We start from the raw sequence: 17,121 nt of genomic DNA on the forward strand, positions 1-17,121 counted from the left end.
CTATTCCCTTTAACTTAAAATGCCAAACATGGAGCAAATGACGCCGAACACCATCATTGCAATGATGAGTGACACCGTATATTTTCCTTTAAACTTTTTGACCAGGAAGAATATGCCCAAGGAGAACAGTAACGTCAGCAGGTTAGGCGCAACCTTGTCAAACATCTCCTGGACTTTTATCGACTGCTCGCCAACCGCGATCACCAAGGGGGTCGATATCTTGACGGTGGTGGCTATCAGCGAGCCTAGCACCATCACGCCCACCACGTTGGCCACGTTTGAGATACGTTGAATGATGTTGGAGTTTTTCGACTGCTCGATTAAATCCACGCCTTTGTTGTAGCCATAATGGATAAAGAAATATTTCGAGCCGATGTTGACCAGGTTAAAGAGAATAAACATCAGTATCGGGCCGATAAGATTACCCTGTAGGGCAAATGCGGCACCGATACTGCCGCAGATCGGCAGCCAGGTGAATTTCAACAGACTATCGCCTAAACCAGCCAGCGGGCCCATTAAACCGGCCTTAACAGAAACTACCGCTTCTTTCTCTTCTTCTGTGGTTTTTTCTTCCAGCGCGGCGGTAACGCCCAAAATCAGTGCGCCGGTGTTAATCTGTGAGTTGTAGAATTCCAGATGCCGTTTCATGGCCCGTACGCGCGTTTCTTTATCGGCATCGGCGTACAACTTGTCGAGCACCGGGATCATGCAATGCGCAAAGCCAATAGTTTGCAGCTTCTCATAGTTATATGAGAATGACATAGTCTGAATATTCCAGAAAATACGGTTTAAATCGGCCTTGGTCAGCTTTTTTTCCTGAGTGGTGGGGCTCACACCATGATATGAAATTGTCTCGTTCATAAGTCATACTCTTCTTCAGTGTCCGTTGCGGTCGCTTTGCTTTTTTCTGGTGCCGGAGTATTCATGCCGTTGGTATAAGCCATGTCATAAAGCACGGCAAAGGCCAGGGCGATAAAGGTAATCGGGATAATCGGCAGCTTTAAATAGGTGGTCAGAATAAAGCCCAGCAGGAAGAAGAACCACATCCGGCCCTTTAACAGCATCAGCAATAAGATACACACGCCGATGGCTGGGATCATTTTAGACGCCACGCCCATGCCGGTTAAAATGCTGGCCGGTATGGCTTCTAACACTTTGCTGACCAGGTCCCCACCAAAGTAGATTGCCAGGAAGCAGGGAACGGCACGGATCAAGAACCACAGCGGCGTCGAGAAATAGTGGACCTTGACCAGGCCTTGATAGTCCCCCGATTGAATGGATTTCTCCGCCCAGACGTTTAAGAAGCTGGCAAAAGAGCGCCAGACGATCAGCAGTTGCTGGCAAAGAATAGAGACCGGAACTGCCAGCGCGATACCCGCGGCAATACCGCCTTTGGAGGCGATACCCAAAGCGACGCCGATGATCGATCCCGCAATGATATCGGGAGCAGAGTAGGCGCCTACGTTACCGATGCCCATCCACATCAGTTCAAGCGTGGCGCTGATCGCCAACCCCTGAACCATGTCCCCCATGATGATGCCCGCTACCGTGCCGGTTAACAACGGCCGCCGCAGCATTTGTGGCCCTACGTCATCCATTGAGCAGATACCTGCCCAAATGGCCACCAAGATTGCTTCCATTAACATCGTTGTATCCCCCAGCGATTACGTAAAAAGTTACCTAATCAATCGATCAATGTTTTCAGTTCCACAATGGGATCTTTCGGCACCATTTGTATTTCTACCGCAATATTTTTGGCAATCAGCGATTTAAACGCCTGCTCTTCTTCTGGTGTTACCGCAACGGCTCGCGAAAGGCTCTTTCTGCCTTCCTGCATTCTCATGCCACCCACGTTCAGCTTGTCGATTTTCAGCCCACCTTCTACCAGCGCGTGGACATCGACACTGTTGGTAAACAGCAGCATGGTGCGTCTTTTAATTTCTGCCTTTTTCAGTACATCGATAAACTTCTGTACGCCAAACACCTGAACCTTTAATTCAGGTGGTGCTGACATGGTGATCACCGATTGCTGAACGCTATCACCGGCAACCTTGTCATTAATAATCAGGATCTGTTCAATGTCATGGTTTTTAACCCATGTGGTGATCACCTGGCCGTGAATAAGGCGATCATCAATTCTGGCTAAATTAATTGGCATGGTATCTTTCCTTAAAGTTCGTTTGACTGTTCCCGCTCGGCTTGTAAGACCTTCCCAACGTTGAAGCAACTATTTGGAAAAACCTCCTCGATAACGGTTCCAATCTCATTTAATGGCAACTCGCGATTGCTGAAAACTTCAAGCAGGGTCGGAATATTAAAACCGCAGAATAACAACACGTCATCATGGGTTAACAACAGCTCGCAAGACAAATTACACGGCGAGCCACCCATCATATCCACCAGGATCACCACTCCATTGCCCTGGTTAATCGATTTATAGGTGTCAAATAGCGTGACGCGCGCATCACTGATATTGGTGTCTTCCTGAATGGAGACCACCGCAACGTTTTCTTGCTTACCGATCAGCATCTCGGCACAGGTCAGCGCACCTTGGGCAAAGGGGCCGTGGCTCACTAATATGACAGGGATCTCAGCTTGCATCGTCTCTCCTGGATAATCCTTTGTGTAACATTGTTACTTTGTGTGTTTTATTTTTTAGTAATACTATTACCTTTAAATTGAAATGGACACCTTGAGAAGTGGATTTTCTGCGTTCTGAGAAGCCGATCACCCTTTGGTGGTTAATGCTGCCTGGAAGGCTGTTTTTGGCTTGAGGAGGAGATGGGGATGTGGGGACCAAAGATAAGGAATAGGTAGGGGGAGAAGGTGCGGATTGTATGAGCGGGCGCGGCATGCAGCGCCCCTACATTTTTAACCCGGCGAGGGGATGTAGCCTGGTTAAGGCTTGTTGTTTTGGTTGTAAAAACGTTCTGCGCGGGTTTGGGTTTGCTTTAATAAACGCTCGTCGTACTGCTGGATAAACAGGTTAGTCACCAACATATTAATCACCGAAAGCTGTGAAATCTTGGAGCGGATAGGGATCAGGCGGGAAACGCTTTCCGTGGAAATGGTGTGCAATAGCACATCGGCCAAGCCAGAGATGCGGCTTTGGCCCATTTTGGTGATGGCGATAGAAGGGACACCCAACTGCTGCGCCAGGGTCAGCAACTTGACGCCATCCTGATTTTCACCGGAGTGGGAGATAATGATCAGCAGATCGTGTTTATCCAGGGTATTGACGATGCTAAATTGAATGCTGTAGTCCAGGTGGCAGCTCACGTCTTTCTTTATCTTGATTAACTGGTATTCGAGCTCTTTACCTACCAGTCCGCTACTGCCTGCACCATAGATCACCACTTTATTGCTATTTCTGATGAGCTCATTGGCTTTGGCCAACTGCTCGCTATTCATCATGGCGTGGGTTTCATCAATAGAGGATTTTTCTATCAGGTGAATTTTGCCGTTTACCGTTTCTATTGAGTCATCCAGATTAATGTCTTCCTGCAACACATTATCTTGTTTGCTGGAACCCGACGCGGTGATCAAATCGATTTTAAGATCGCTAAATCCTTGATACCCCAGCTTATGGCAGAGACGTAGAATGGTGGTGGTGCTGACGTTGTTAGCTTTTGCCAGCGTCTGGATACTCATATTTTTTAGCGACTGTTTATTCGCAATAATATACTCGGCTACGCCACGTTCTTTCGCCGATAATCCGTTGCTGACTTCTCTAAGTTTTAAGTCGAACATCTAACACCTTTCGCCGGGTAAGAATGTTATTCGTTGTTTATAATACAATTTCGCACCAACCTTATCAAACGGCGAATCGCTGGCGGCGGCAAGTCTTACTGGCGATCCGTATCTTCCTTCGGTTTTTTCTCCTGCTGAGCCTTTAGCCGTTCGGCCTTGGCCTTGTCACTCATATCGTTACGGATCTGCGCATGGCTGATCAGGGCGAAGATAAAGCTGCCGCCGATGATATTGCCCGCCAGCGTCGGGATGGCGAACGGGTAGAAGAACTCCTGCCAGGGAAGTGCGCCGCTAAACACCAGGTACAGGATCTCGACGGAACCGACCACGATATGGGTAAGATCGCAAATCGCCACCAGGTAGGTCATCAGCACGATCACCCAGATCTTGGCGGCCCTGGCCGAAGGGAACATCCACACCATCGTGGCGATGATCCAACCCGCAAGGATACCGTTGGCAAACATCTCTCCCGGGGTGTTATGCATGATTTCCTGTGACAAGCTGGTGAAGGCCGCACGGGTATTCTCATCAAAAATAGGCATATGGATAAACGCCAGCGAGGCCAGGCCGGTGCCGATCAGATTCCCCAACAGCACTATCCCCCATAGGCGGAACAGAATGACGAAGTTCTTCGGCGTCGGTTTATGCATGATGGGCAACACCGCAGTGACGGTGTTTTCGGTAAACAACTGCTGGCGAGCCATGATGACGATGATAAAGCCGAAGGTATAGCCGATGTTCTCGATAAAAAACCGGCTTGGGTCGTCCGGTAGCCGTGCGTGAAAAATCCCTTTCGCCGCCAGGGAAGCCCCCATCGACAAGCCAGCCGCCAAGGCCGACAGTAATAGCGCTAGCCAGTCACGCTCCAGTTCTTTCTCCCCTTCCATGCGGATTTGTTCATGCACGGCAGCGGCGCGTGAGGGCAGTTTTTCCTCATCGACCTCAATGGTGGATTTGCCCCGATCGTGCTCTTCGCTCTCGACCTTGACGCTGTTTTCATCGCTGTTGGCTGGACGATCTGGTTTTACGCTCAATGGTCATTCTCCTATTGGCTGATAACTAAGCGTAGTTGCTGATGGAGCGAAGGAAAGTGCGCCGGAAAAATGATTAAAAAGTAACGAAATTTTAACGTTGCTGATTTTTTCTACGCAATTTTGATCTGATGCGCAATATTACCCCTAATGGAGTACATCCAAGCCAGGCTGCGGGCTTCGAGCGCACTGTGGCTTATGCTATGATTCGCTATCCCAAAGAAAAATATGAGTCCTCCATGCTGGAAGCCAGAAATCTTAGTTGTGTACGAGATGAACGTACTCTGTTTGACAGGTTGAGTTTTTTGGTGAGCCCGGGGGACATTATTCAGGTGGAAGGCCCTAATGGGGCTGGCAAAACCAGCTTGCTGCGCATTTTGGCCGGGTTGGCACAACCAGACGCGGGGGAAGTGCTGTGGCAGGGCGAAAATACGCGCCATCGCCGTGAGCAATATCATCTGGATCTGCTGTTTCTGGGGCACCAGCCGGGAATTAAATCCATGCTGACCCCGTTTGAGAATTTGCAGTTTTACCAGGCCGTTAGCCAGTCATCCGATCGTCAGGCCATCTGGCAGGCGTTGGAGCAGGTAGGCTTGGTCGGTTATGAGGATTTGCCGGTGGCGCAGCTTTCCGCCGGGCAGCAGCGGCGCGTGGCGCTGGCACGGCTCTGGCTCAGCAAATGCCCGTTGTGGATCCTGGATGAACCCTTGACGGCCATAGACAAGCAGGGCGTGATGGAGCTGACCGCGCTGTTTGAGCAACATGCGCAACAGGGCGGTATGGTGCTGCTAACGACGCATCAAGATTTAACCGGAACACGGCAGGCGGTAAGGAAAATTCGCCTGACACAGACCAGCGCGGAGATCGCCTGATGTTCTTCATCATACTGCGGCGGGAACTGAAAATTGCCTTTCGTAAAGGCTCCGAGATCGTCAACCCGCTGTGGTTCTTCCTGATCGTGATCACGCTGTTTCCGTTGGGCGTTGGGCCAGAACCGCAATTGCTGGCGCGAATTGCGCCGGGGATTATCTGGGTAGCGGCGCTGTTAGCCTCGTTGCTTTCGCTGGAGCGATTGTTCCGTGATGACTACCTGGATGGCTCATTGGAACAGTTATTGTTATTGCCAACGCAACTGCCAATGACGGTGTTAGGCAAAGTGGGTGCTCACTGGGTAGTGACCGGGTTGCCGTTGCTGATCCTGTCACCGCTGGTGGCGCTGCTGCTGTCGCTGGATGTGAATACCTGGATGGCGATGGCACTGACCCTGCTGCTGGGCACCCCAACGCTGAGCCTGATTGGCGCTATCGGGGTGGCGTTGACGGTGGGGCTACGCAAAGGCGGCGTGCTGCTGAGTTTGCTGGTGCTGCCCCTGTATATTCCGGTACTGATTTTCGCTACCGCGGCGATAGATGCCGCCTCGATGGGGATGCCGATCGACGGTTATCTGGCCATCCTGGGCGCGATGCTGGCGGGCAGCATCACGCTGGCACCTTTTGCCACCGCAGCTGCGTTGCGTGTAAGCGTACACTAGCCGGAAATTTAATCGCGGATGAATGCCTCTAAGAGCTTTTCCGCGCGCAAGACTTTCGCCGTCCTGCCATCAGGGAGCGGCTACCGAATGATTTCTTACCGTGAGCAATGACGACAATGTGGAAATGGTTACATCAATTTGCCAAGCCGGAACGGCTGTACCATGTCTGTGGCCGCTTTGTCCCCTGGTTGGGGATAGCGGGCGCCATCTGTCTGCTGGTTGGCTGGGTGTGGGGCTTTGGTTTCGCACCTAAAGATTATCAACAGGGTGACAGCTTCCGTATCATGTACATTCATGTTCCGGCGGCCATCTGGTCGATGGGCATTTATGGCTCGATGGCGATTGCGGCGTTTATCGGCCTGGTCTGGCAGATGAAAATGTCCGATACCGTGGTCGCGGCCATGGCTCCGGTCGGTGCGGTGTTCACCTTTATTGCACTGGTCACCGGATCTGCCTGGGGCAAACCGATGTGGGGCACCTGGTGGGTGTGGGACGCACGCCTGACCTCGGAGCTGGTGTTGCTGTTCCTTTATATGGGCATCATTGCTCTGTATAACGCTTTCGACGATCGCCGCTTGGCCGGGCGAGCCGCCGGTATTCTGGTGCTGGTGGGGGTGATCAACATTCCGATTATTCACTTCTCGGTCGAATGGTGGAATACCCTCCACCAGGGCTCAACCAATATGCAGCAGAGCATTGCGCCAAGTATGCGTTACCCGCTGCGTTGGGCGATCTTCGGTTACCTGTTGTTCTTTATTACGCTGACCTTGATGCGCCTGCGCAACCTGATCCTTTTCCAGGAACGTCAGCGCCCTTGGGTCGCCGAGTTGGTTAACAAGGAGCGTCAGTCATGAATGCTGCATTCAGTTCCTGGCAGGCGTTTTTCGCCATGGGCGGTTACGCGTTTTACGTTTGGTTGGCCGTTGCCGCAACCCTGCTTTCCCTGCTGGGGTTATTGGTCCACACCCTGTGGCAGCGCAAGCAGCTACTGGCCGAAGTCAGCCGCCAAGCGTCACGTGAACGGCGTATCCGTCAGTCACAACAGTCAAAGCAAGCAGCGGCCACACCGCAGTCTGTTAACTCGCGGGAGAAATCACAGTGAATCCACGTCGTAAAAGCCGCCTCTATCTGGTCATTGTCGTACTGATTGGCGTCGCGCTTACCGCCACGCTGATGCTGTATGCCTTGCGCTCGAATATCGACCTGTTCTATACCCCGAGCGAGATCCTGCAAGGCAAGGGCGAAAAACATGAAAAGCCGGAGGTGGGACAGCGTCTGCGTATCGGTGGCATGGTGATGCCTGGCTCGGTCAAACGCGATCAGCAAAGCCTGCAGGTGAGCTTCAAGGTATATGACGCCCGCGGGGCCATCGAAGTAACCTACAACGGGATTTTGCCGGATCTGTTCCGTGAGGGGCAAGGCGTAGTGGCACAAGGCGTGTTGGGGGAAGGTAACGTGGTCAATGCGCGCGAAGTATTGGCCAAACACGATGAAAAATATACGCCACCAGAAGTTGCGGATGCCATGAAAGAGAATCATAAAAGCCCGGCCGCTACCTATAGCAATTCGCCGGACGGGGGCAATAAGTCATGATGCCGGAACTTGGAAGTTTTCTGCTGTGCCTGGCGTTGGCGATTTCATTGCTGCTGAGCATTTATCCGCAATGGGGAGCGGCGCGCCAGGATACGCGCATGATGGCGGTAGCCCGCCCGTTAACCTATGGCATGTTTATCGCCATCGCCCTGGCATTTGCCTGCCTGGTGTATGCGTTTATTACCAATGACTTTACCGTCTCCTATGTAGCAGCCAACTCCAACACCAAGCTACCGGTGTATTACCGCATTGCGGCAACGTGGGGAGCGCACGAAGGTTCCCTGCTGCTGTGGGTGCTGCTGCTGAGTTGCTGGTCACTGGCTGTTGCCATATACAGCCGTGCAATGCCGCAGGATGCTGTGGCGCGTGTGTTGTCGGTGATGGGGATGATCACCGCCGGGTTCTTGCTGTTCATCATTATGACCTCCAACCCGTTTACCCGCACCTTGCCGAGTTTCCCGATCGACGGGGGCGACCTTAACCCGCTGTTGCAGGATATCGGGCTGATCTTCCACCCGCCGTTGCTGTATATGGGCTACGTGGGGTTCTCGGTGGCCTTTGCCTTCGCCATTGCCTCACTGATGGCCGGGCGGCTCGATACGGCCTGGGCTCGTTGGTCGCGTCCGTGGACCACGGCGGCCTGGGTCTTCCTGACCATGGGCATCGTGTTGGGGTCAGCATGGGCTTACTATGAGCTGGGCTGGGGCGGCTGGTGGTTCTGGGATCCGGTCGAAAACGCCTCCTTTATGCCTTGGCTGGCCGGTACGGCCTTGATGCACTCGCTGGCGGTCACCGAAAAACGCGGGACCTTCAAAGCCTGGACGGTGCTGCTGGCGATCACGGCCTTCTCCCTGTGTCTGTTGGGCACCTTCCTGGTGCGTTCCGGCGTACTGGTTTCCGTTCACTCCTTTGCCTCCGATCCGGCGCGCGGGATGTTTATCCTCGCCTATCTGGTGATCGTGATTGGCGGCTCGCTGTTGCTGTATGCCGTGAAGGGCGGGCAGGTGCGTAGCCGGGTGCAGCATGAAACCTTCTCGCGGGAAACCTTCCTTTTGGGCAACAACGTCTTGCTGATCGCCGCCATGCTGGTGGTGCTGTTGGGGACCTTGTTGCCGTTGGTGCATAAACAGTTGGGGCTGGGCAGTATTTCCATCGGCGAGCCTTTCTTCAACACCATGTTTACCTGGCTGATGGCACCGCTGGCGCTGCTGTTGGGCATCGGGCCGTTGGTGCGCTGGCGTCGTGATGAACCCACCAAGCTCTGGCGTCGCCTGGGCGTGGCGCTGGTGATCACGCTGGTGCTGTCAATCCTGCTGCCTTGGTTGCTGCAAGACAGTATCGTCGGCATGACGGTGGTTGGGTTGATCATGGCCATCTGGGTGATCCTGCTGACCCTGATGGAGCTGCACGAGCGAGCCACTCATCGCCACGGTTTCTGGCAGGGGCTCAAACACCTTTCCCGTAGCCATTGGGGCATGGTGTTAGGCCATCTTGGCGTGGCGGTCACGGTGATCGGGATCGCTTTCAGCCAAAACTACAGCGTTGAGCGTGATGTGCGCATGAAGGCCGGTGATAGCGTGGAAATTCACGACTATCGCTTCATCTTCCGCGACGTTCACGATATCCGCGGTTCAAACTATACCGGCGGAGTCGGGATTATCGATGTTACCCGCAACGGTAAGGCGGAAGCCACCTTGCGTGCGGAAAAACGCTATTACAGCGTGGCGCGCAGCATGATGACGGAAGCCGCCATCGACGGTGGCCTGACGCGCGATCTGTACGCCGCGTTGGGTGAAGAGCTGGACGATGGCTCCTGGGCTGTGCGGCTTTATTACAAACCTTTTGTCCGCTGGATCTGGTTCGGTGGGGTGTTTATGGCGATTGGCGGCGTGTTGTGTATTCTCGATCCGCGCTATCGCATGAGCAAAAAACTCAAACGTGAAGCCAAACAAGGGGGGCAGGCATGAACCGCAAACTGTTATTTATTCCGTTAATCCTGTTCCTGCTGTTAGTGGTGGCTTTGTTGGTGCAGCTGACGCGTAACGCCGGCGGGGAAGATCCCACCATGCTGGAGTCTGCGCTGATTGGTAAACCGGTGCCGACCTTCAAGTTGGAATCCCTGGAACATCCAGGTAAAACCTTCGATCAGGCGGTGCTGCGCACTGGCAAACCGATATTGCTGAACGTGTGGGCGACCTGGTGCCCCACCTGTCGGGCGGAGCACGAGTATCTGAATACTCTGGCGGCCAAAGGCATCCGCGTAGTCGGGCTAAACTATAAAGACGATCGTCAGAAGGCGGTGGTTTGGCTCAATCAGTTGGGTAACCCTTATGCGCTGAGCCTGTACGACGGTGACGGCATGCTGGGGCTGGATCTCGGCGTGTATGGCGCACCTGAGACCTTCCTGATCGACGGTGAAGGTATTATCCGCTACCGTCACGCCGGGGACATGAACGAGCGAGTCTGGCAGCAGGAAGTGTTACCGCTGTACCGTAAATATGGGGGCGACGCATGAGGCTGATAACCTTACTGGTGGCGGCATTGCTAAGCTGGAGTGCTGCTGCGGCCATCGATACCTACAAATTCAATTCGGTAGAGCAGGAACAGCAATACCGTGAGTTGACCGAACAGCTGCGCTGCCCGAAATGCCAGAACAACAGCATTGCCGATTCCAACGCCATCATCGCGGCAGATATGCGCACCAAGGTGTATGAGCTGATGATGCAGGGGCAAGACAAGCAGCAGGTCATCGACTATATGGTGGCGCGCTACGGTAATTTTGTGACCTATGAACCCCCGGTGACGCCAGCAACCTTGATCTTGTGGGTCGGGCCGCTGCTGTTTGTGCTGATTGGTGGGGCGGTGGTGATACTGCGTACCCGTCAACGTCGGGCGGGCGTAGTCAACGAGGAATTCTCCGAGCAGGAGCAGCAGCGTCTTGCGGCGTTGTTGAAAGAGACTGACAGGAAGAAACCCTAATGGCTTTTTGGCTGATAATTATAGTGCTGTTGGTCGGTGCGAGCGCGTTGCTGGTCGTACCCGCGATGCGCCAAGGCAAAGAAAGTACGGCGGCCAGCCGCGATACGCTCAACAAGGCTTTCTACCAGGATCGCCTTGACGAGCTGGCGCAAGATGAAGATCAAGGGGTGGTAGCGGAACGCCCTGAACTGGTCAAAGAGCTGCAACAGAACTTGCTGAACGATATCCCTGGGCAACCGGATGAGCAGCCTGCTCGGCCCATCAATCGTTGGGCTCTAGTGCCTGGCGTGATGGTGCTGGTGGTGGTGTCGGTTGGCTTTTATCTGAAAACTGGCGGTTTGGCTCAGGTTATGGCCTGGCATCAGGTAGAATCCCAAATGCCGGAACTGCGCGCGCGGGTGGCCAATGAACGAGCCCAACCGCTGAGCATGGAAGAGATCGCTCGTCTTGGCTTGGGCTTACGCACCTCGTTGCAGGACGATGATCGGAATCTGAACGACTGGATGATGCTTGGCCGTGTCGGGATGGCGTTGAATAATGCCACCACCGCGACGCAGGCCTTTGCTCATGCTTACAGTCTGGATCCGAGCAATATGGAAGTGCGCCTGGGCTATGCCGAAGTGCTGACGCGCTCTGGCGATCCGGAAGACAACAAGCAGGCGACTGCGATGCTGCGTACCATGGTGGCAGAAGATCACACCAACGTGCGCGTCCTGAGCCTGCTGGCGTTCAACTCCTTTGAGCAGGTCGATTACCAACAGGCGATCGGTGCCTGGCAGGTAATGTTGAAACTGTTACCCGCCGATGACCAGCGTGTTGCAGTGATAAAGCGCAGCATTGAACAAGCAAAAGTTCAGGTGGGCGCAGAAACTGTTAAACTCTCCGTCACTGTCACGCTGTCGCCAGAGGCGGCAAAAGCATTACCACAACAAGGAACGCTGATCGTTTCGGTTACCGATGGCACCAACCCGGTGCCGGTAGCGGTTAAGCAATTGCCACTGAGTCGTTTCCCGCTATCATTCACATTGGATGACAGCAACGCCATGATGCCTGAGCGTCTGCTTTCGGCTCAGCAGAAGGTGAAGGTGCACGTCAGGCTTTCACAGGATGGTCTGGCAACGCCGCAGGCGGGCGACTGGTTTGGCGATAGTACGCTGCAAGCCTATAGCGGCAAGGAACAGGTCAGCGTTCAGATTGATAAACAGGTTCCCTGATAAAAAGAATCCAAGGGTTTTCATGGAGATAAATATGAACTTTCGCCTGACTGGGCTGGCTTTCGCAACGGTGTTATTGGTAGGCTGTGCCAGCTCGCCTGGTGACGATCCGCAAGGGCGTTCCGACCCTCTTGAAGGGTTTAACCGGGCGATGTTTAACTTCAACTATAACGTGATGGATCCCTACGTGCTGCGCCCGGTCGCGGTGGTATGGCGCGATTACGTCCCGACGCCTGCGCGTAATGGCTTGAGCAACTTTACTTCCAACCTGGAAGAGCCAGCCAGCATGGTGAACGAATTTCTGCGTGGTAATCCTTATCAGGGCATGAAGCACTTCAACCGTTTCTTCCTCAACACTCTGTTGGGGATGGGCGGGCTGATCGACGTGGCCGGTATGGCCAACCCGAAACTGGCGCGTGAAGAACCACGCCGCTTCGGTGGCACCTTGGGGAACTACGGCGTCGGTTACGGCCCGTATGTCCACTTACCGGTCTACGGCAGCTTCACCATTCGTGAAGACGGTGGCGACTGGGCGGATAGCGTTTATCCGGTGCTGAGCTATCTCACCTTCTGGATGTCGGCGGGTAAATGGGTAGTGGAAGGGGTTGAAACCCGTGCTCAACTGCTGGATTCCGATGGGTTGCTGCGCAACTCTTCCGATCCCTATGCGATGATGCGTGACGCCTATTTCCAACGCCATGACTTCCTGGCGAATGGCGGAGTGCTCAAGCCGCAGGAAAACCCGAATGCCAAGGCGATCCAGGGCGATCTGGACGAGATTGACTCTGCCAACTAAGGATTAGGTTTTTTTCAACTTATCCTGCGGTGAATAGAATTTGAAAAAGGATCCTGGAGTCTAGGGATCCTTTTTTTATGCAAATGATAATCATTTTTACTAAGGATTTTCTGGGATGGCGGGGCAGTAAATGCTAAAATCTGCGCCAGGCGACTGCCGCTGGTTACATGGAAGGCAGAGCCCGTGGCTTGGTAACCGACTGGTGTGGAACAAGGATCGTTTATAGCGGATTACAGCATCATCCTTTACCGCGTTTTGTACCCTCTTTCCTACCGGTTTTCTGCTGCCGCGATATTTTCGCTGTGATGCGCACGGAGAACGCCAATATGGACCTACTTTCTTCAGGCAATGCCCCTTTCTTGATCGCTCTGCTCCTGCTGCTGTTTATCGGCGTGCTGGAAACGCTGGCGGTGTTTCTCGGTGCTTCCCTTTCCAGCCATTTCGATGCCGCTATAGACTCCCATCCGGATATTACCCTGGGTGAGAACGTTTTCGCCCATGGTCTGAGCTGGCTGCATATCGGGCGCCTGCCGCTGCTGGTCATCATCGTGCTGTTTCTCGGCGGTTTTTCACTGAGTGGCCTGATACTGCAATGGTTGGCAGGCGGTGAACTACCGGTGTGGCTGGCGGTGATCGTTGCCTTTATTGTCGCAGTATTCAGCGTGCGCTGGTGTGGCCGTGGCATTGCTCGCTACTTGCCACGTGACGAAAGCAGCGCAGTTTCCACAGACAGCTTTATTGGTCGGATGGCAATTATGACCAGCGCAACGGCCACGGCTGGCTCCCCGGCAGAAGCCAGGTTGACTGACGAGCACGGGCGTACCCATTACATTTTGATCGAGCCGGATGAGGAGGATGTCGCCTTTGTGCGTGGAGCCAAGGTGCTGGTTACGGCGCGCATCTCCGGATCCCGATTCAGCGGCAGCGCCAACCCTTGGCCGGACCTGCTGTGAACACGGTTTTAACGGAATTATTTTGATAATGCTTATGGAGAGGTAACCCTGGTGATAATTAGTGATGGTCTTACGTTTTGGGGTTCGATTGCGTGTGGCATCTTTGTTGTCCTGCTGATCATCGGACTGATTTTTTCACGCCTGTATCGCCGCGCCTCGGCGGAACAGTCGTTGGTGCGTACCGGTCTGGGCGGGCTTAAGGTCGTGCTGAGCGGTGGTGCTATCTCCCTGCCGGTGTTTCATGAGATTGTTGAAATCAACATGAAGACCCTGAAACTGGAGGTCAGCCGTGCCATGCACGACAGCCTGATCACCAAGGACAGAATGCGCGTGGACGTGGTGGTGGCATTTTTTGTCCGCGTGCAACCGACCATTGAAGGGATTTCCACTGCAGCACAGACTTTGGGCCAGCGTACGCTGTCACCGGAAGATCTGCGCCAACTGGTGGAAGACAAGTTTGTCGACGCCTTACGCTCCACCGCAGCGCAGATGACCATGCAAGACCTGCAAGACACGCGCGAAAACTTCGTGCAGGGCGTGCAGAGCACGGTATCTGAAGATCTGGCGAAAAACGGCCTGGAGCTGGAAAGCGTATCGCTGACCAACTTTAACCAGACCTCGAAAGAGTATTTCGATCCTAACAACGCCTTCGATGCCGAAGGTCTGACCAAGCTGACGCAGGAAACCGAACGCCGTCGCCGCGAGCGTAACGAAGTTGAGCAAGACGTGGAGGTTGCAGTACGCGAGAAAAACCGCGATGCCATGTCACGCAAGCTGGAGATCGAGCAGCAGGAAGCCTTCATGTCGCTTGAGCAGGAGCAGCAGGTCAAAACCCGCAGCGCCGAGCAAAGCTCCCGGATCGCCACCTTCGAAGCGGAACGCCGCCGCGAGGCCGAGCAGAGCCGCATTTCCGCCGAGCGCCAGATTCAGGAGGCGGAAATCGAGCGTGAGCAGGCGGTACGGACCCGTAAGGTAGAGGCGGAGCGTGAAATCCGCGTCAAAGAGATCGAGCAGAATAAAGTCACGGAAATGGCTGCCATCGAGCAGAAAAAAGTGACGGAAATTGCCGAACAGGATAAGGCCATCGCCATTGCTGCCAAGTCTGAGCAACAGTCCCAGGCCCAGGCGCGCGCCAATGACGCGTTGACCGAGGCGGTGAAAGCGGAGCAAAACGTGGAAACCACGCGCCAGACCGCCGAAGCCGATCGTGCTAAACAGGTTGCTCTGATCGAAGCCCGTCAAGGGGCGGAAACCGAGGCGATGCAACTGACGCTGAAAGCCCGTGCGGAGAAAGAGGCGGCTGAATTGCAGGCTGCAGCCATCATTGAACTGGCCGAAGCCGCGCGTAAGAAAGGCTTGGCAGAGGCGGAAACCCAGCGCGCGTTGAACGAAGCGGTCAACATGCTTTCCAGCGATCAGACCAGCCTGAAGTTCAAACTGGCGTTGCTGCAGGCACTGCCGGCGATTATCGAGAAGTCCGTTGAGCCGATGAAGGCTATCGACGGCATCAAGATCCTGCAGGTTGATGGGTTGAACCGTTCTGGCGGTGCTGCAGGTGCGACGGCGGCTTCGGTCGGCGGCGGCAACCTGGCCGAGCAGGCGATGTCTGCCGCGCTCGCTTACCGCACGCACGCCCCGGTTATCGACTCCCTGCTACAGGAAATCGGTATCAGCGGCGGTTCATTGCAGGCGTTGACCGCGGCTTTACCGCAGGCACAGCCAGTTGCTCCGTTGGCGGAGCCTGACGCTGTAGTCGTACAGGAAGAAATTGCGGAACAAAAACCGGAGTCGTACGCACCGTCAACTGAGCACAGCATCACGACGGTAAGCCTTTCCTGAGTTACGACTGGATGGGGTTAATAGAATAAAAAACGGCGGGATTATCCCGCCGTTTTTACGTCTCTGTTTAGGAAGACAGATTAGAAACGGTAGTTGAAGCCAGCACCGTACAACCAAGCTGAACCCTTAGATTCGAAGGTGTATGGGCCTTCGTTGATGGTCACTTTCTGGCCGTGCATGTAAGACACCCCGACGTCGACAGACGCATCTTTATTGAACGCGTAAGTAGTACCGGCGCTGATCCAGGTGCGATCTTGATCCGGGATCGAGATAGAGCGGTTTTCCGCAGGTACCGGGCTATCGTCGAAGGCGATACCGCCACGGAAGGTCCAGTTATCGTCGTAGAAGTAGGTAGTACCCAGCGCGATGCGGTAAGCATCACGGAAGCCTTCATGCTTCTGGAACAGGGTGTTACCGTTGCTGTCGGTCGCTTTCAGCTCCTGGAACTGGCTCCAGCTGGTGTAGGCCATGCTGTAGTGGATCGCCCACTGTGGTGCCACTTTGTTATACCCGGAAACTTCCCACATTTCTGGCAGATTCAGGGTCAGAGAACCTGGGACGTTGTTGCCGTCGGTTCCCATTGGCAGGCCAAGTTTGCCGAGCAGAGGATTAAAGGCAGAAGGCAGGCTGCTTCTGTAGTCACCGTCAAAGTCGATTTTCACTTCAGAACGGTAGGTAAAGCCGTAGCGGTTGTTTTCATCCACTTCATACAGGACGCCCGCGTTCCAGCCATAGCCCCATTTATTGCCTTCCAGATGAGAAATCTGGGTATCAGCAGGGATTTGAGCTACCTGGCCAGCCAGCGCCGGAGGCAGTTGTCCTGAACCTGCGATCAGCAGTGGTAAATCACCGGCGTAGCGATCGATTTTGGCTTTGGCATACACCGCATCAAAGCCCAGACCGAAGCTGAAGTGTTGGTTCAGACGGTAAGCGGCGCTCAGGTTGATATTGGCGGTAGTCAGGTCGGTAGTACCGCCGACGGAGCCAGCGGTGTAGCCTTCGTTGTATTCGGTGGCCAGGCCATAGTTGCTGGTCACGGAAGCGCCGACTGCCCATTGGTCATTCAGCGGTTGAATGTAGTGCAGGTTGGGTACCCAGGCGGTCGGGGCAATGTTCTTCGCATCCAGGCTGCGGCCTGAAGGTGAGGTGCCGGTAATGTTAACGTCTGGGTCAATAAAAACGGCGCCCGCAGTGAGAGAAGGGCGGTCAAACATCATCATGGTTGCCGGGTTACGACTTGCCGAGGCAGCGGTATCCGCCATTGCGCCTTCGCCAGAATAGGCTCGCCCTAAACCAGCCGCCGAAAACTCGTTCAGCTGGAATCCTGCGGCATATACGTTTGAAGAAATAATTGCCACTGCAGCTGCGAGAGCTGATTTAGTGAATAGGTTTTTCTGGCTCATGACCAAAACCTCATTTTATGTGTTTATTATTT

19 protein-coding genes are annotated in these 17,121 nt (G+C 54.2%); 12 read left to right on the plus strand and 7 right to left on the minus strand.

Annotation, left to right across the window (positions count from 1 at the left end; translation table 11 throughout):
- Positions 1-9 precede the first annotated feature (9 nt).
- The 6 genes from ACMV5I_RS12255 to ACMV5I_RS12280 all read right to left on the minus strand — a co-directional run bounded on the left by ACMV5I_RS12255 (position 10) and on the right by ACMV5I_RS12280 (position 4,784).
- Positions 10-861, minus strand: a complete 852-nt coding sequence (locus tag ACMV5I_RS12255; protein ID WP_074030642.1) for a PTS system mannose/fructose/sorbose family transporter subunit IID — start codon at positions 859-861, stop codon at positions 10-12.
- Complete coding sequence (locus ACMV5I_RS12260) at positions 858-1,646, minus strand: PTS mannose/fructose/sorbose/N-acetylgalactosamine transporter subunit IIC (protein ID WP_071684095.1); 789 nt, start codon at positions 1,644-1,646, stop codon at positions 858-860. Before ACMV5I_RS12260 ends, ACMV5I_RS12255 begins: the two co-directional genes overlap by 4 nt.
- Before the next feature lie 38 nt (positions 1,647-1,684).
- Complete coding sequence (locus ACMV5I_RS12265; RefSeq protein WP_024485100.1) at positions 1,685-2,158, minus strand: PTS system mannose/fructose/N-acetylgalactosamine-transporter subunit IIB; 474 nt, start codon at positions 2,156-2,158, stop codon at positions 1,685-1,687.
- 11 nt (positions 2,159-2,169) lie between these two features.
- A complete protein-coding gene (locus tag ACMV5I_RS12270) occupies positions 2,170-2,601 on the minus strand; it encodes a PTS sugar transporter subunit IIA (RefSeq protein ID WP_161712959.1) in 432 nt (143 codons plus the stop codon).
- Between the two features lie 297 nt (positions 2,602-2,898).
- Positions 2,899-3,750, minus strand: a complete 852-nt coding sequence (locus ACMV5I_RS12275) for a MurR/RpiR family transcriptional regulator (protein WP_174334839.1) — start codon at positions 3,748-3,750, stop codon at positions 2,899-2,901.
- A 95-nt stretch (positions 3,751-3,845) separates the two neighbouring features.
- A complete protein-coding gene (locus tag ACMV5I_RS12280) occupies positions 3,846-4,784 on the minus strand; it encodes a formate/nitrite transporter family protein (RefSeq protein ID WP_414824463.1) in 939 nt (312 codons plus the stop codon).
- A gap of 236 nt (positions 4,785-5,020) precedes the next feature.
- Here ACMV5I_RS12280 and ccmA point away from each other — a divergent pair, with 236 nt between their 5' ends.
- The 12 genes from ccmA (at position 5,021) to ACMV5I_RS12340 (ending at position 15,686) form a co-directional block, all read left to right on the plus strand.
- Positions 5,021-5,653, plus strand: coding sequence for a cytochrome c biogenesis heme-transporting ATPase CcmA (gene ccmA / locus ACMV5I_RS12285; RefSeq protein WP_414824502.1), 633 nt, complete (start codon positions 5,021-5,023; stop codon positions 5,651-5,653).
- A complete protein-coding gene (gene ccmB, locus ACMV5I_RS12290; protein ID WP_414824464.1) occupies positions 5,653-6,312 on the plus strand; it encodes a heme exporter protein CcmB in 660 nt (219 codons plus the stop codon). The genes ccmA and ccmB overlap by 1 nt, the downstream gene beginning before the upstream one ends.
- 116 nt (positions 6,313-6,428) lie before the next feature.
- A complete protein-coding gene (locus ACMV5I_RS12295) occupies positions 6,429-7,166 on the plus strand; it encodes a heme ABC transporter permease (protein ID WP_021178631.1) in 738 nt (245 codons plus the stop codon).
- Entirely contained in the window at positions 7,163-7,414 is a 252-nt protein-coding gene (gene ccmD, locus ACMV5I_RS12300; RefSeq protein ID WP_065683034.1) for a heme exporter protein CcmD, read from the plus strand. Before ACMV5I_RS12295 ends, ccmD begins: the two co-directional genes overlap by 4 nt.
- The gene (gene ccmE / locus ACMV5I_RS12305) at positions 7,411-7,905 is read left to right on the plus strand and encodes a cytochrome c maturation protein CcmE (RefSeq protein WP_024529171.1); all 495 of its coding nucleotides are present in this window, start codon (positions 7,411-7,413) and stop codon (positions 7,903-7,905) included. Before ccmD ends, ccmE begins: the two co-directional genes overlap by 4 nt.
- Entirely contained in the window at positions 7,902-9,872 is a 1,971-nt protein-coding gene (locus tag ACMV5I_RS12310; RefSeq protein WP_414824465.1) for a heme lyase CcmF/NrfE family subunit, read from the plus strand. The genes ccmE and ACMV5I_RS12310 overlap by 4 nt, the downstream gene beginning before the upstream one ends.
- Positions 9,869-10,420 (plus strand): DsbE family thiol:disulfide interchange protein, encoded by a 552-nt coding sequence (locus ACMV5I_RS12315; RefSeq protein ID WP_021178627.1) that lies wholly within the window; start codon positions 9,869-9,871, stop codon positions 10,418-10,420. Before ACMV5I_RS12310 ends, ACMV5I_RS12315 begins: the two co-directional genes overlap by 4 nt.
- Complete coding sequence (locus tag ACMV5I_RS12320; RefSeq protein WP_021178626.1) at positions 10,417-10,884, plus strand: cytochrome c-type biogenesis protein CcmH; 468 nt, start codon at positions 10,417-10,419, stop codon at positions 10,882-10,884. Before ACMV5I_RS12315 ends, ACMV5I_RS12320 begins: the two co-directional genes overlap by 4 nt.
- Positions 10,884-12,098, plus strand: coding sequence for a c-type cytochrome biogenesis protein CcmI (gene ccmI / locus ACMV5I_RS12325; RefSeq protein ID WP_414824467.1), 1,215 nt, complete (start codon positions 10,884-10,886; stop codon positions 12,096-12,098). The genes ACMV5I_RS12320 and ccmI overlap by 1 nt, the downstream gene beginning before the upstream one ends.
- 34 nt (positions 12,099-12,132) lie before the next feature.
- Complete coding sequence (gene mlaA / locus ACMV5I_RS12330) at positions 12,133-12,894, plus strand: phospholipid-binding lipoprotein MlaA (RefSeq protein WP_024485089.1); 762 nt, start codon at positions 12,133-12,135, stop codon at positions 12,892-12,894.
- Between the two features lie 326 nt (positions 12,895-13,220).
- The gene (locus ACMV5I_RS12335; RefSeq protein WP_202727476.1) at positions 13,221-13,847 is read left to right on the plus strand and encodes an OB-fold-containig protein; all 627 of its coding nucleotides are present in this window, start codon (positions 13,221-13,223) and stop codon (positions 13,845-13,847) included.
- Positions 13,848-13,898: 51 nt separating this feature from the next.
- Complete coding sequence (locus tag ACMV5I_RS12340; RefSeq protein ID WP_414824468.1) at positions 13,899-15,686, plus strand: flotillin family protein; 1,788 nt, start codon at positions 13,899-13,901, stop codon at positions 15,684-15,686.
- Positions 15,687-15,766: 80 nt separating this feature from the next.
- Here the strand turns inward: ACMV5I_RS12340 and fadL are convergent, their stop codons facing one another.
- Positions 15,767-17,089 carry a long-chain fatty acid transporter FadL gene (gene fadL / locus ACMV5I_RS12345; RefSeq protein WP_121607428.1) on the minus strand — a complete coding sequence of 441 codons (1,323 nt, stop codon included), beginning with the start codon at positions 17,087-17,089 and terminating at the stop codon, positions 15,767-15,769.
- Between the last annotated feature and the right edge of the window lie 32 nt (positions 17,090-17,121).

Source organism: Serratia sp. T13T92, from assembly GCF_047530105.1.
GTDB classification, from domain to species: domain Bacteria; phylum Pseudomonadota; class Gammaproteobacteria; order Enterobacterales; family Enterobacteriaceae; genus Chania; species Chania fonticola.